Source organism: Burkholderia sp. AU30198 (genome assembly GCF_020419825.1).
In the GTDB taxonomy this organism is placed as follows: Bacteria; Pseudomonadota; Gammaproteobacteria; order Burkholderiales; family Burkholderiaceae; genus Burkholderia.
Map to the genome: position 1 here is coordinate 266716 of NZ_JAIZSA010000007.1, position 13479 is coordinate 280194.

The 13479-nt window shown below is 67.9% G+C and carries 9 protein-coding genes; 2 read left to right on the top strand and 7 right to left on the bottom strand.

Translation table 11 applies throughout. The features are described 5' to 3' along the window. Positions 1 to 15 precede the first annotated feature (15 nt). Positions 16 to 972 (bottom strand): VacJ family lipoprotein, encoded by a 957-nt coding sequence (locus tag LGN19_RS17860; protein ID WP_226216337.1) that lies wholly within the window; start codon positions 970 to 972, stop codon positions 16 to 18. Next, positions 965 to 3598 (bottom strand): MMPL family transporter, encoded by a 2634-nt coding sequence (locus LGN19_RS17865; protein WP_122948350.1) that lies wholly within the window; start codon positions 3596 to 3598, stop codon positions 965 to 967. Before LGN19_RS17865 ends, LGN19_RS17860 begins: the two co-directional genes overlap by 8 nt. 323 nt (positions 3599 to 3921) lie before the next feature. Here LGN19_RS17865 and LGN19_RS17870 point away from each other — a divergent pair, with 323 nt between their 5' ends. Beyond that, positions 3922 to 4518 (top strand): phospholipid-binding protein MlaC, encoded by a 597-nt coding sequence (locus tag LGN19_RS17870; protein WP_226216339.1) that lies wholly within the window; start codon positions 3922 to 3924, stop codon positions 4516 to 4518. 81 nt (positions 4519 to 4599) lie between these two features. On the opposite strand, the gene LGN19_RS17875 is transcribed toward LGN19_RS17870, so the two are convergent. After that, positions 4600 to 5241 (bottom strand): TetR/AcrR family transcriptional regulator, encoded by a 642-nt coding sequence (locus tag LGN19_RS17875; protein WP_226216340.1) that lies wholly within the window; start codon positions 5239 to 5241, stop codon positions 4600 to 4602. Positions 5242 to 5385: 144 nt separating this feature from the next. On the opposite strand from LGN19_RS17875, the gene LGN19_RS17880 reads away from it, so the two are divergent. Next, positions 5386 to 6906, top strand: coding sequence for an MFS transporter (locus LGN19_RS17880; RefSeq protein ID WP_226216342.1), 1521 nt, complete (start codon positions 5386 to 5388; stop codon positions 6904 to 6906). Positions 6907 to 6960: 54 nt separating this feature from the next. Here the strand turns inward: LGN19_RS17880 and LGN19_RS17885 are convergent, their stop codons facing one another. The 4 genes from LGN19_RS17885 to LGN19_RS17900 all read right to left on the bottom strand — a co-directional run bounded on the left by LGN19_RS17885 (position 6961) and on the right by LGN19_RS17900 (position 13468). Beyond that, the gene (locus LGN19_RS17885) at positions 6961 to 7605 is read right to left on the bottom strand and encodes a response regulator (protein ID WP_226216343.1); all 645 of its coding nucleotides are present in this window, start codon (positions 7603 to 7605) and stop codon (positions 6961 to 6963) included. A gap of 31 nt (positions 7606 to 7636) precedes the next feature. After that, positions 7637 to 9019, bottom strand: a complete 1383-nt coding sequence (locus tag LGN19_RS17890; RefSeq protein WP_226216345.1) for a cache domain-containing protein — start codon at positions 9017 to 9019, stop codon at positions 7637 to 7639. A gap of 148 nt (positions 9020 to 9167) precedes the next feature. Next, the gene (locus LGN19_RS17895) at positions 9168 to 10730 is read right to left on the bottom strand and encodes a sensor domain-containing diguanylate cyclase (protein ID WP_122948344.1); all 1563 of its coding nucleotides are present in this window, start codon (positions 10728 to 10730) and stop codon (positions 9168 to 9170) included. Between the two features lie 563 nt (positions 10731 to 11293). Next, positions 11294 to 13468 carry a malate synthase G gene (locus LGN19_RS17900; protein WP_226216347.1) on the bottom strand — a complete coding sequence of 725 codons (2175 nt, stop codon included), beginning with the start codon at positions 13466 to 13468 and terminating at the stop codon, positions 11294 to 11296. Positions 13469 to 13479 lie beyond the last annotated feature (11 nt).

The following is a 13479-nucleotide window of genomic DNA, read 5'->3' on the forward strand; positions in this document are numbered from 1 at the left end:
TTGGGGCGGCCGACGTTACTGCGCGGCCGGACTGCTCGCAGGCGTCGCCGATGCCGCAGCCGGCGCAGCGGCCGAAGCCGCAGCAGGCGCGCTCGCGGGCATCGCGTTGTCCGCGCCCGGATCGTCGTACTGCGGCAGCCCCGGCGCGGCCGGCGCGTTGTTCGGCGTGGTGCCCGAAGCGCCGCCCGAGTCGCCCGGATCCTCGTAGTTCGGCAACCCCGGCACGGCCGGCGTCGTGGCCGGCACGGCGCCCGATTCACCCGGTTCGTTGTAAGTCGGCAGCGTGGCCGACGACTGGCTGCGATACGTCAGCGACTTGCGCTGTTGCAGGTACGCGTCGCGCACGAACGAATACGGATCGAGCGCGGCCTGCTTCAGCAGGTCGGTGGCGCCGAGCAGGTCCGAACGCGCGCTGATGAACTGCGCGATATACATCGGGTTGCGCGCGGCCGGCTCGATGTAGTTGAGCAGGTTGAAGCGCACGTCCACCGCGCGGCCGACGCCGTCGCGGATCGTGCTCGGCCCGAACACGGGCAGCACGAGATACGGGCCCGACGGCACGCCCCAGCGCGCCATCGTCAGGCCGAAGTCCTGGTGATGCTTCGGCAGCCCGGCCGGCGTCGCGATGTCGATCAGGCCGGCGACGCCGAACACCGAGTTCATCGCCACGCGCATCAGATCCTCGGTGGCATCGGTGATGCGGAGCTGCAGCAGGTTGTTCGCGATGTTGCCGAGATCGCCGAGGTTCGAGAAGAAGTTGCTGATCGCGGTGCGCACGGGCGTCGGCGTGACCTTCTGGTACCCCTTCGCGATCGGCTGGGCGATGTTCGTGTCGACGGTGTCGTTGAACGTGTACATCGCCCGGTTCATCGGCTCGAGCGGGTCGTTGGGGTTGCGGTTCGGTCCCGTCGCGCAGCCGGTCAGCACTGCGCTGGCGGCAACGGTCGCCGCAATGATTCGCACCTTATTCATTGATTCCTTGCGATTGGTTCTTGGCGCGTTTGACGCGCGGTTTGCCCATCAGGACGGGCTGGAACACCACGGCGCCGATCAGCGTGCAGGTCAGGGCGAGCGCGAGCAGCTTGCCCATGCTCGACGTGCCCGGGTGGTGCGACAGCCACAGGCTGCCGAATGCGGTCGCCGTCGTCGCGGCGCTGAACAGGACGGCATGCGTGAGGCTCGAGTGCAGCAGCCCGGTTTGCCCCGCGCGCCACGCCATCACGAAATACACCTTGAACGCGACGCCGACGCCGAGCATCAGCGGCAGCGCGATGATGTTCGCGAAGTTGAGCGGCATGCCGAGCACGACGCACAGCTCGAGCGTGACGACGCCCGACACGAGCAGCGGCACCAGCGTGCGCAGCACGTCGCCGAAGCGGCGCAGCGTGACCCACAGCAGGATCGTGATCGAGATGATCGACCACAGTGCCGCATGCAGGAACGCGTTGATGATCGTGTCGGCCGAATGCAGGATCGAGATCGGCCCGCCGGTCGTGCCCGGCTCGGCGGCCTTCACGGTCTTCGCGAAGCGGCGCAGCATCGTGTCGTCGTTCGGGTCGACGCCCTTCGGCACCTTCGGCGAAATCTGCACGAGCGCATGGCCGTCCGGCGCGATCCAGTCGCGCACGAGTTGCGGCGGCAGCGATTCGCGCGTGATGTCCTGCGGCTGCAGCAGCGAAGCGAGCTGATTGAGCGCGATACGCAGCGTGTCGGAGAACGCACGCTCGGCGCGGTCGCGCGTCGCGGCGTCCGCGGCGGCGAGCTTCGCGAGCGACGCGGACAGGTGCTGCGCGGCGGCCGCACCCGGGCCCGGGTGATCTTCGGCCGCGTAGCTCAGCAGATCCGACACGCGCTTGAGCGCGGCGACGCGCTGTGCGTCGGTCGCGGGCGGCGCGGCCGGCTGCGTCAGCGCGGGCAGCAGGTCGCTCGCGGCCGCGGCGATCGCCGCGCGCTTGGCCGGCTGGTCGGCGGGGATGAAGGTCGACAGCGTGGTCGTGCGCCCGACTTCGGGCAGCGCGTCGAGGCGCTTCGCGGCCGCGTCGGCTTCCGCGAGCGACGGCGCGAGCAGCGTGACGTCGTTGACGGCCGCTTCCGGCGAATCCTTCAGCGCGAGCAGCGTCGCCATCGATTCGCTGTTCGGATCCTTCAGGTTCAGCGGGTTGAAGTCGAAGCGCAGGAACGCGAGCAGCGGCAGCGCACCGACCACGACCACGAGCGTGCCGATCAGGATCGGCTTGCGATGGCGATCGAGGTAATCGTCGACCGGCGCGAGCCACGGGAAGCCGGGCGTCTTCGATTCGCCCGGCGGCGCGAACAGGCGCAACAGCGCGGGCAGCAGCGTGAGCGTGGTGAGCAGCGCGACGAACATCCCGACGCCTGCGATCAGGCCGAGCTCGGACACGCCGCGATACGCGGTGGGAATGAACGAGAAGAAGCTCGCCGCGACCGCCGTGGTGGCCAGCGCGAGCGGCATGCCCATCGAGTGCGCGGCGCCGATCAGCGCGTGATCGATGCGCGGATCGCGGAAGCGCTCCTCGCGGTACTTCACGCCGTACTGGATCGAGAAGTCGACGCCGAGGCCGACGAACAGCACCATGAACGCGACCGAGATCATGTTCAGCGAGCCGACCATCGCGAGGCCGAGCGCGGCGGTCACGACGAGGCCGACGAACAGCGTGACGAGCACCGAGCCGATCATCCGCTTCGAGCGCAGCGCGAGCCACAAGATGACGAGCACGGCGAGCAGCGTGAAGACGCCGTTGAGCGCCGCGCCATCCTCGACCGACGCGAATTCGTCGTCGGCGAGCGGCTGTTCGCCGGTCAGGCGCACCGCGGCGCCGTAGCGCTTCCCGAGGTCGAGCGAGCGGGCTGCGTCGCGGATCACCTGGCTGGTTTCCGCGCCGGCCTTCAGCGCGCCGAAGTTGACCACGGGCTGCACGGTGACGAACGCGCGCGCGGGCTGCCGCGCGGCATCGTTGTCGACCAGCGCGCGCCACGAGAACGCCGCCGGCTTGCCGGCCAGCACGTCGTCGACCGTCGCGGCGCTGCGTGCGAGCAGCTTCGCCATTCCGGACAGTTTCACCTGGCCGGTCAGGAGCGGTTGGCCGAGCGTCGTGGACAGCGTGGTCGCGAGCCCGGTCAGGCTCGGGTTCTTCGCGAGTTCATTGACGAGCGGGCGGGCGCTCGCGAGCTGCGAGGTGGTATCGGTGACCTCCTGCGGCGACAGGAACAGCAGCCCGTTGTGCTCGAAGAACGGACCGCCGCCGGGCTCGGCGACCTGGCCGATGCGGCCGGCTTCGGCGTCCTTCTGCAGTGCTTCGGTCAGGGCATGCGCGGCGGCATTCGCGAATTCGGGTGCAGGCGCTTCGACGACCGCGAGGATCGTGCCGTTGCGTTGCGGGAACGCCTTGTCGATGGCCTCGCCGAGCGCGGCCCATTGCGGTTCCGCATCGACGAGCTTGCTGATGTCGGTGTTGATCTTGAAATGCTGCGCGACATAGACGCCGCTGAGCGCGGCGATGACGAGCGACAGGACGACGACCCAGACGGGGCGTCGCACCGACCATGCAACGAGTCGGACGATGAGAGATGTCACCATGTGGCGGTGGGGAGCGGCTGGCAAGGGCAAAGTAGCCAAGTATACCGGCGCAGCGTGGCGGCGGTCGTGACGTTGGGGGTTTCTGGGCGGGAAGGAGATTTGTTCGCGACGAAGGAATCGGTACCGTTCGCCGGCTGGTTTGTAAGGGGATATTTACATAATCGGCGCCGCGCTGCTTTGTCGCGCCGCTGCGGGCCTGTGACAATCGAAGCTGAAAGGTAACAGACGGTCACGGCGGCACACCGAGGCGTCAGGCCCGGTATACTTTGCTTCGTCGGCCGGTGCAATGAACCGGTCGTTTCTTCTCATCGAGCGATATTCGTATGAAACGTCATCTGTTTGCTTTCGTCGCGGCGGCCGCCGTGTCGGTTTCCGCTTTCGCGCAGAGCGCGCCCGTCGATATCGTCCGCAATGCGGTCGAGGGCACCGTTACCGCAATGAAGGCCGATCCGTCCGCACGCGGCGGTGACATGGCGAAAGTCACGCAAGTCGTCGAGCAGCGCTTCCTGCCCGCGACCAACTTCGAGCGCACGACCCGCATCGCGGTCGGCGACGCATGGAAGCAGGCCACGCCGCAACAGCAGCAGGAGCTGTACAAGCAGTTCAAGCTGCTGATGACGCGCACCTACGCCGCGTCGCTCGCGCAGCTCGGCAGCCAGGACGCGAAGTTCTCGTTCAAGGCCGGTGGCGCGTCGGGCGCCGATGCGCTCGTACAGTCGACGGTCACCACGCCGGGCGACAGCCAGTCGGTCGGCTATCGTCTCGGCAAGGTCGGCAACGACTGGAAGATCTACGACATCGACATGTCGGGTGCGTGGCTGATCCAGGTCTACCAGGGGCAGTTCAAGAGCCAGCTCGCGTCGGGCGGGATCGACGGGCTGATCGCGTATCTGCAGAAGCACAATTCGCGGACGAACTGACGGCCGCTGCGCGGTTCGGATTTCGGATGCATGAAGGGCGCCCTCGGGCGCCCTTTTTCATGGCTGTGCGCCGGGTGCGCGTCACGCGCCGATGCCGAGCATCCGCAGGCAATCGTCGACCACCGCGTCGACGAACGCGGCACGATCCGTTTCCGGCGCCGCGATGATGTGATCGGTTGCGCCGTGCACGCCCGCATAGATCAGCAGCGCGGTGACCTGCGGATGCGCGAGCCGCCAGGTGCCGGCCCGTGCGCCGCCGTCGAGAATCGCGCCGAGCTGCTCGAGGATCGCGTTCTTGTCGGCATTCGCGCGATCGTGGTGATGGTGGTTCGCGTAGACGATGTCATGCGTGCGGTAGGTCGCCGCATAGGTTTCGATGCTGGCGCGGATCCACGCGCGCAGGCGCGCGAGCCAGTCGTCGGCGTCGCACGCGTCCACCGCGTGCTGCAGCCGGTCGAGGAACGACGACGTGTAGCGCTGCGCGAGCGCGGCGAGCATGTCGGACTTCGATTCGAAGTAGTGATAGAACGTGCCTTTCGCGACCTGCGCGTGCTCGACGATCTCGCTGATGGTCGTCGCTTCCACACCCTGCGCGAGGAACAGCGTCTCGGCCGCCGCCATCAGTTCCTCGAGGCGCACTTCCGCCGGCTTCGTGCGCGGCAGCTTGCCCGCCGGCGCGTCGTCTTTCACTGTCGTGGTCCCTGCCTTTGTCCTGTCCGTCATCGCGCGGCTCGACGCCCGTTCGTGCAAAGCCCGCAGTTTAGGCCAGCACCCCGTTCGCGGCCAACGCAATCCATTGACCGACGGTCAGTCGATATATATGATGAGAATCATTCTCATCATCGTGCCCGTGAAGGGCCGTCCGCCATGCCTCGCTACCGTCGCGCCGCACTCGTCCTGGCCGCCTGTCTCGGCACTTTTCTCGCCACGCTCGACATCAGCATCGTCAACGTCGCATTGCCGACGCTGCAGACGGCGCTCGATACCGATATCGGCGGCCTCCAGTGGGTCGTCAACGCGTATGCGCTCGCGCTGTCCGCGTTCATGCTGTCGGCCGGGCCGCTCGGCGATCGCTACGGGCACAAGCGCGTATGGCTCGTCAGCGTGATCCTGTTCACCGCCGGGTCGGTGGTCTGCGCATGCGCGGGCAGCATCGAGCCGCTGCTGATCGGGCGTGCGATCCAGGGGCTTGCCGGTGCGTTGCTGATACCGGGCGCGATGCCGATCCTCACGCATGCGTTTCCCGACGCGCGCGAGCGCGCCCGCGCGATCGGCGGATGGTCGGCATTCAGCGCGCTCGCGTTGATCCTCGGGCCGCTGGTGGGCGGCCTGCTCGTAGAGCACGGCGGATGGCAGAACATCTTCCTCGTCAACGTGCCGATCGGCATCGTGACCGTGCTGCTCGGCGCATGGGGCATTCCGGAGCGCCGGCATCCGCAGCATGCGGCGTTCGATCCGCTCGGCCAGGTGCTGAGCGTGGTCTGGCTCGGGTTGCTCACGTACGGGCTGATCGGCATCGGCGAAGCCGGCGCGTCGCACATGAAGGTGCTCGCGCCGCTGGTGGGTGCCGCGGTGGCGTTCTTCGTGTTCGTGCGTGTCGAGACGCGTGTCGAGCGGCCGCTGCTGCCGGTCTGGCTGTTTCGCGACCGGCGGCTGGTGCGCGCCAATCTCGCGTCGTTCGTGCTCGGGTTCTCGGGGTACAGCAGCCTGTTCTTCCTGTCGCTGTTCTTGCAGCAGGCGCTGGGGCGCACGCCGGCTGAGGCCGGCTGGCAACTGATGCCGCAGTTCGTGATGACGGCGATCACGTCGATGCTGTTCGGGCGCATCGCGGCGCGCATTCCGTTGCACGCGCTGATGGTGGCCGGGTACGGTTTGATCGGCGCGATGCTCGCGGTCATGGCCGGCTTCGGTGCGGGCACGCCGTATGTGCCGGTCGGTGTCGCGCTGGCGGTGCTCGGGGTCGGCATGGGGCTCGCGGTGCCCGCGACCGGCATGACCGTGATGGAACTGGCGCCGGCTGAACGCGCGGGTATGGCGTCGGCGACGATGAACGCGTTGCGTCAGACCGGGATGAGCATGGGTATCGCGGTGCTCGGCAGCATGATGAGCATCGGTGCGCTGCACCGGATGACGGCCGCGATGCAGGCGACGGGTAGCGCACAGGCGGATACGCTCGCGCGGCAAGCGGTGATGGAGCATGTGTTCGCTGCCGGCCGGCCGGAATTGCTCGGTGCGTATCGGGATGCAATGGCGCACGGGTTTTCGATTGCGGTTTTGTGCTCTGGAATCCTCAGTATTTCGATTGTGGCGATGCTGGTGGTGCGGCGTGAATCGGAGAAGCAACCGGGACGCGCGGCGGCGTGCGTGACGTCTTCACAGCCGGAATGATGTGGCGTACCGGCAGGTCGAGCCTTTCGCAGCGGATCGCCGCGTCGGGTGTGCCTACCTTCGCCGATGCTCCACGGCGAACTTGATCAGCTCGGCCTGCCCTTCGATCTCGAGCTTGCGCTTCAAATTGAGCCGGTGCGTCTCGACCGTGCGTACCGACAGCCCCGTCTGTTGCGCGATTTGCTTGCTCGACAGTCCTTCCGCCAGCGCATCGAGGATGTCGCGTTCGCGCGGCGTGAGCCGGTCGAGCGGCGATGCGATCGCGCGCGCGTGGATCATCCGCGCGGCGAGCCCTTCGCTGAAGAACGTCTGGCCGGCCAGCACCGCGCCGATCGCGCGCACGATCTCGCTCGCGGGCGAATCCTTCAGCAGGTAGCCGCTCGCGCCGGCGCGCACGGCCTGCGTCACGTATTCGATGTTGTCGTGCATCGACAGCATCAGCACGCGGATGCCCGGAAAGCGTTCGTGGAACACGCCCGCGAGCGTGATGCCGTTCATCCCGTTCATGCCGACGTCCATCAGCGCGAGATCGGGTTCGAGCGACGCGGCGAGCGCGAGCGCTTCGTCGGCGTTGCCGGCTTCGCCGACCACGGACAGGTCGGCCGCTTCGAGCCGCATCCGCAAGCCGTCGCGCACGAGCGGGTGATCGTCGACGAGCAGCAGTCGGGCGACGGGTCGGGCGGTGTCGGGGGCGCTCATGGGCGAAAGGTCTCCTGTGATGGGGGCGTCGTTACGCGGTGCCCGGCAGCGGCACGCGCGCGGCGACGATCGTGTGGCCGACCTGCGACGTGATCGTCAGCATGCCGCCGAGCGCGTCGAGGCGCTCGCGCATGTTGCGCAGGCCGATGCCGCGGCGCGCGTCGGCCTGCGAGCGTTCGGCGTCGAAGCCGCAGCCGTTGTCGGCGATGGTCAGCGTGACGGATTGCGCGCCGACGTCGAGCGTGACGGCCGCGCGCGACGCCTGCGCATGATGCACGATGTTGCTGAGCGCTTCCTGCGCGATCCGGAACAGCGCGGTGTTGACCGCCGCGGGCAGCGGCCGGGCGCCGCTGTGCGCGACCTGCGTATAGCCGATGTCGATGCCGCTTTCGGCGCCGAGTTCGCGCACCAGCTGCTCGAGTGCCGCCGCGAGGCCGAGATCGTCGAGCATCGCGGGACGCAGCGCATGCGAGATGCGCCGCACTTCGCGCAGCGTGTCGCCGAGCCGCACGACGCCCGATGTCAGCGCCTGCTCGGCCTCGGGCATGCGCGCCGAGCCGCGTTCGAAGCGTGCGAGCGCGGATTCGAGCATCAGCTTTGCGGACACCATCATCTGGCTGATCCCGTCATGCAGCTCGCGCGACAGCCGCGCCCGCTCCTGCTCCTGCGATTCGACGACGCGCTGCGCGAGCAGCTTGAGCTTCGCGTCGGCACTGCGCGACTCGCTGACGTTCAGCACCAGCGCGCACACGACGATCGCCGCCGCGCCCGTGAGCGCGATCGCGGTGAGCCAGCTCATCGTGCGCTCGATGTTCGCGGACGCGCGCGCGTCGATGCGCTGCAGCGCGGTGTCGACGTCGTCGAGATAGATGCCGGTGCCGACCATCCAGCCCCAGCGTTCGAGCGCGACGACGTAGCCGAGCTTCGGCGCGACGCGGCCCGTCGACGGCCGCTGCCACGCGTAGCGCACGTAGCCGCCGCCGCTCGACGCCGTGCCGATCAGCTTCTGGATCGTCAGCGCGCCCTGCGGGTCGCGCATCGACCAGTAGTTGTGGCCGACGCGCTCGGGCTCGCGCGGATGCATCAGCGAATTGCCGTGCAGGTCGTACACGAAGAAATAGCCGTCCGGGCCGAAATCCATCTTCTGCAGCATCGCGAGTGCCTGCATGCGCAGCAGCGCGTCGTCGCGCGCGTTGCGGCCGCTCGCGTCGTAGAGCGGCATGATCGCGCTCGTCGCGAGCTCGACGTAGTGCTTCAGCTCGACTTCCTTGCTCGACAGGTACGCGGCCTGGATCGTCGCGTGCTGCGTGCGCGCGAGGGACGTCGCCTGCTGGCGCACGCCGAAGCCGATGCCGGCAATCGCGAGCAGGAACGGCACGATGGCCAGAAGGAAGATCTTTGCCTTGAGTCTCATGGTGGTGCGAAGCGGCCGCGCACCCGCGCGGGCCGGCCGGGCTCGTCAGCCGTGCGGCGGCGTGTCGAGGCGACATTGTCGGCGATTTTGCGCACGGGAGGCGACAGCGGCCCGGTGGGCGCCCTGCCGCCGCTCGGCGGCTGCCCGTTCAGGCCTGCCGCGCCGCGAGGCCGCCGGAAGCCGCCGTGTGCACGACGATGCGGTTGCGCCCGCCTTCCTTCGCGCGATACAGCGCGTCGTCGGCCAGCTTCAGCGCGCCCTGCATGTCGTCGTCGTGTTCGGGATAGCTGGTCGTCACGCCGATGCTCACCGTCAGGCGGCCCGACGTGCCGGCGTCGTGCCGGATGCCGAGATCGAGGATACCCGTGCGGATCGCCTCGGCGATCGTCACAGCGCCGTCCGTGTCGATGTCGGGCAGCACCACGACGAACTCCTCGCCGCCGTAGCGCGCCGCATAGTCGGCCGGGCGGCGCAGGCAGCCGGCGATGCAGTGGCCGACCGCGGCGAGCGCGTCGTCGCCGGCCTGGTGCCCCTGCGTGTCGTTGTAGCGCTTGAAGTAATCGACGTCGATGAACAGCAGCGACAGCACGTGCTGCGAGCGCGCGGCACGGCGCCATTCGCGCGCGAGCGTGACGTCGAGCATCCGGCGGTTGTCGAGGCCCGTGAGACCGTCGGTGCGCGCGAGTGCCTGCAGCTCGGTTTCCGCGCGGTGGCGTTTGCGCAGCTGCACGTCGAGCAGCAGCGACAGGCCGACGAAGCCGATCGCGAGCGCGGCCATCACGGAGCCGATCGGAATCGCACGGTCGTACCACGCGGCGTAGGTATCGGCTTCCGAGCGCGCGATCATGATGATGAGCGGCAGGTTCTCGAGGTGCCGGAACACGTACAGGCGCCGCACGCCGTCGATCGACGCCGTATCGGCGAAGCTGCCTTCGCTGGCGGTCATGAAGTGCCGGAACGTGCTGGCGCGGCTGATGTCCCGGCCGACGATCTTGGGATCGTACGGCTCGCGCGCGAGCATCCGGCCATCGGTGTTGATCAGCGCGATCGAGCCGCGATCGCCCAGCGACAGGCGCGAGAACAGGTTCTGGAAATATTCGAGCCGGATCGACATCACCGCGACGCCACCGAACGAGCCGTCGGGCTTCGTGATGCGCCGGCTGAGCGCGATGCTCGGCGAGCCGTCGCGCAGCCGCGAATGATACGGGGGGCTGACGTACAGGCCGGCGTCGGGGTGGTCGCGGTGCACCGTGAAGTACGGTTCGTTGCCGAAGTTGGCCTTGCGCGGCACGTCGCTCTTGCCGTCGACCTCGATGTCACCCTTCGCATCGAGCACATAGATGCCGCCAAGGTACTTGGCCGTCGTCGCACGGTCGAACAGCACCTGGCGGCGCAGCGGCATCGGCAGCTTGACGACATCCGGGTCGTTCTCGCCTTCGACGACGGCCTGCAGCGACAGCGAATAGATCTCGATGTTGCGCTCGATGTCCCACGACGCCATCAGCGCAAGATTCTGCTGCATCGCGGCAGAGCGGTCGCGCGCGTCGATGCGGCCCTGGTACAGCACGATCCCGCACAGGAGCAGCAGGACCAGCGCGATCAGCAGCCCGGTATAGAAGATCAGGTGCGGCAGCAGGAACCGGCGCAGATGAGCGGCGACACGGCTCGTCAGGCCGGATTCGCTGGGCATTGCGTAGTCGGTTTCTGCCATGGTCGGTGGATCGATGGGCATTGCCGCCGGGGGCGGGCCGATGCGATTGTTCGTAAGACGTGCCGGCGGCGATCCGTTACGCGGCCATTCCGACGCCTTCCTGCCGGCCGGCGGAGAAAATCGGCGCCGATTATCGGTAATCGCGGCCAGATATACCGGTAAATCAAGTATTCACTGGTGACATCTGCGCCGATTCTACGATCGGACGAATCGGGCAGCGCGAATGCAACGGAGTATAGCGCGCGCGTTTGCGCGCGCGAAAAATGTTGCGGGCCGTTGATCCGGATCAAATTACAGTGAAATCTCGCGCTTGCGAATATCGGGCAGAGCGTTCCAGCACAAGGCTTTGCGGGATGAACGACCGTGCCGCGCGGCATGCGGACGTCGATTCCATCCGGTTAACGGCACTCGAACGGGAAAAATGAAGGCGTGCGATATACGCCGATTATTCGTTTCAACGGCCCGGCGAGCGCGAAAATGAAAACGGGCGGCCGTTACGGCCGCCCGTTTCGTGAAGCAGGTGCGGGCTTCCGGCATGCCGGAAGCCCGCAGCACGCGGATGCTTATCCGCCGTGCTGTTGCGCCTTGAACGCGAGCCGGAACCGGTGCAGCAGCGGCTCGGTATAGCCGCTCGGCTGCGACGTGCCCTGCAGCGCGAGTGCGCACGCGGCCTTGAACGCGGTCGACTGATCGTAGCCGGGCGCCATCGGGCGATAGTTCGGGTCGCCGGCGTTCTGCTGGTCGACGACGCGCGCCATCCGCTTGAACACGTCGAGCACGAATGCCTCGGTGATCACGCCGTGGCGCAGCCAGTTCGCGATGTGCTGGCTCGAAATGCGCAGCGTCGCGCGATCTTCCATCAGGCCGACGTCGTGGATGTCGGGCACCTTCGAGCAGCCGACGCCCTGTTCGACCCAGCGCACGACGTAGCCGAGGATGCCCTGCGCGTTGTTCTCGACTTCGCTCAGGATTTCGGCCTCGCTCCACGCGGCGCGCTCGACGACCGGCACGGTCAGCAACCCTTCGAGCAGCGTGTCGCGTTCGCTCGTGTACGGCGTCTTTTCGAGTTCCTGCTGGACGGCCTGCACGTCGACCAGGTGGTAGTGCAGCGCGTGCAGCGTCGCGGCGGTCGGCGACGGCACCCAGGCGGTGTTCGCGCCGGCGCGCGGATGCGCGATCTTCTGCTCGAGCATCGCGTGCATCAGGTCCGGCATCGCCCACATGCCCTTGCCGATCTGTGCGCGGCCGCGCAGGCCGGCCGACAGCCCGGCGAGCACGTTGTTGCGCTCGTACGACTGGATCCACGCCGACGATTTCATGTCGCCCTTGCGGATCATCGGGCCCGCTTCCATCGCGGTGTGCATCTCGTCGCCGGTGCGATCGAGGAAGCCGGTGTTGATGAACGCCACGCGCGCGGCGGCCGCGGCGATACACGCGGCGAGGTTCACGCTGGTGCGGCGCTCCTCGTCCATGATGCCCATCTTCAGCGTGTTGCGCGGCAGGTTGTACAGATCCTCGATGCGCGCGAACAGCGTATCGGCGAACGCGACTTCGACCGGGCCGTGCATCTTCGGCTTCACGATGTAGATCGAGCCGGTGCGCGAGTTGCGCTTCGCCTTCAGGTCGTGCAGCGAGCACAGCACCGTGACGACGCCGTCGAGGATCCCTTCCGGAATCTCGTTGCCGTCGCGGTCGAGCACCGCGCCGTTGGTCATCAGGTGGCCGACGTTGCGCACGAACAGCAGCGAGCGGCCGTGCAGCGACAGCGTGCCGCCATCGGGCGTGGTGTACTCGCGGTCGGCGTTCAGGCGGCGTGTAAAGCTCTTGCCGCCCTTCGCGACTTCCTCGACCAGCGTGCCCTGCATCAGCCCGAGCCAGTTGCGATAGAGCTGGACCTTGTCGTCGGCGTCCACCGCCGCGACCGAATCCTCGCAGTCGATGATCGTGCTGACCGCGGCTTCGAGCACGACGTCCTTCACGTTCGCGAGATCGGCGCGGCCGATCGGCGTCGACGCGTCGATCTGGATCTCGAGGTGCAGGCCGTTGTGCTTCAGCAGGATCGCGGACGGCGCGTCGGCCGCGCCCTGGTAGCCGACGAACTGCGCCGGCTGCGCGAGATGCACGACGCCCTTCGCGGTTTCGACGGCGAGCTGGCCGTCCTGCACGCGGTAGCGCAGCGCGTCGCGGTGCGAGCCGCTCGCGAGCGGCGCCGCGTTGTCGAGCACGTTGCGCGCGTAGTCGACCACGCGCTGGCCGCGCGTCGGGTTGTAGGTCGCGGTGCGTTCGGCGCCGCCGTCTTCAGGCAGCGCATCGGTGCCGTACAGCGCGTCGTACAGGCTGCCCCAGCGCGCGTTCGCGGCGTTCAGCGCATAGCGCGCGTTCGACAGCGGCACGACGAGCTGCGGGCCGGCCTGCGTGGCGATCTCGCTGTCGACGTTTGCGGTGGCTGCCGCGACGTTCGACGGGACCGGCACGAGGTAGCCGATCTGTTCGAGGAACGCGCGATACGCGGCGTGGTCGCGCACCGGGCCGGGGTGCGCGCGGTGCCAGGTGTCGAGTTCCTGCTGCAGGCGGTCGCGTTCCGCGAGCAGTTCGCGGTTGCGCGGCGCCAGGTCGTGCACCAGGGCCGAGAAACCGCTCCAGAACGCGGCCTTGTCGATGCCGGTGCCCGGCAACGCTTCGTTTTCAATGAACTGGCTCAGCGCTGGCGCGACTTGCAGTCCTGCTTGGTCGATCATCGTCAATCCTC

Excerpts from the sequence above, each read along its gene's own strand:
- LGN19_RS17875 (WP_226216340.1), bottom strand. The coding sequence starts at position 5,241 with ATGACGGACAGGACAAAGGCAGGGACCACGACAGTGAAAGACGACGCG.
- LGN19_RS17870 (WP_226216339.1), top strand. The coding sequence starts at position 3,922 with ATGAAACGTCATCTGTTTGCTTTCGTCGCGGCGGCCGCCGTGTCGGTT.
- LGN19_RS17900 (WP_226216347.1), bottom strand. The coding sequence starts at position 13,468 with ATGATCGACCAAGCAGGACTGCAAGTCGCGCCAGCGCTGAGCCAGTTC.
- LGN19_RS17885 (WP_226216343.1), bottom strand. The coding sequence starts at position 7,605 with ATGAGCGCCCCCGACACCGCCCGACCCGTCGCCCGACTGCTGCTCGTC.
- LGN19_RS17895 (WP_122948344.1), bottom strand. The coding sequence starts at position 10,730 with ATGGCAGAAACCGACTACGCAATGCCCAGCGAATCCGGCCTGACGAGC.
- LGN19_RS17880 (WP_226216342.1), top strand. The coding sequence starts at position 5,386 with ATGCCTCGCTACCGTCGCGCCGCACTCGTCCTGGCCGCCTGTCTCGGC.
- LGN19_RS17865 (WP_122948350.1), bottom strand. The coding sequence starts at position 3,598 with ATGGTGACATCTCTCATCGTCCGACTCGTTGCATGGTCGGTGCGACGC.
- LGN19_RS17860 (WP_226216337.1), bottom strand. The coding sequence starts at position 972 with ATGAATAAGGTGCGAATCATTGCGGCGACCGTTGCCGCCAGCGCAGTG.
- LGN19_RS17890 (WP_226216345.1), bottom strand. The coding sequence starts at position 9,019 with ATGAGACTCAAGGCAAAGATCTTCCTTCTGGCCATCGTGCCGTTCCTG.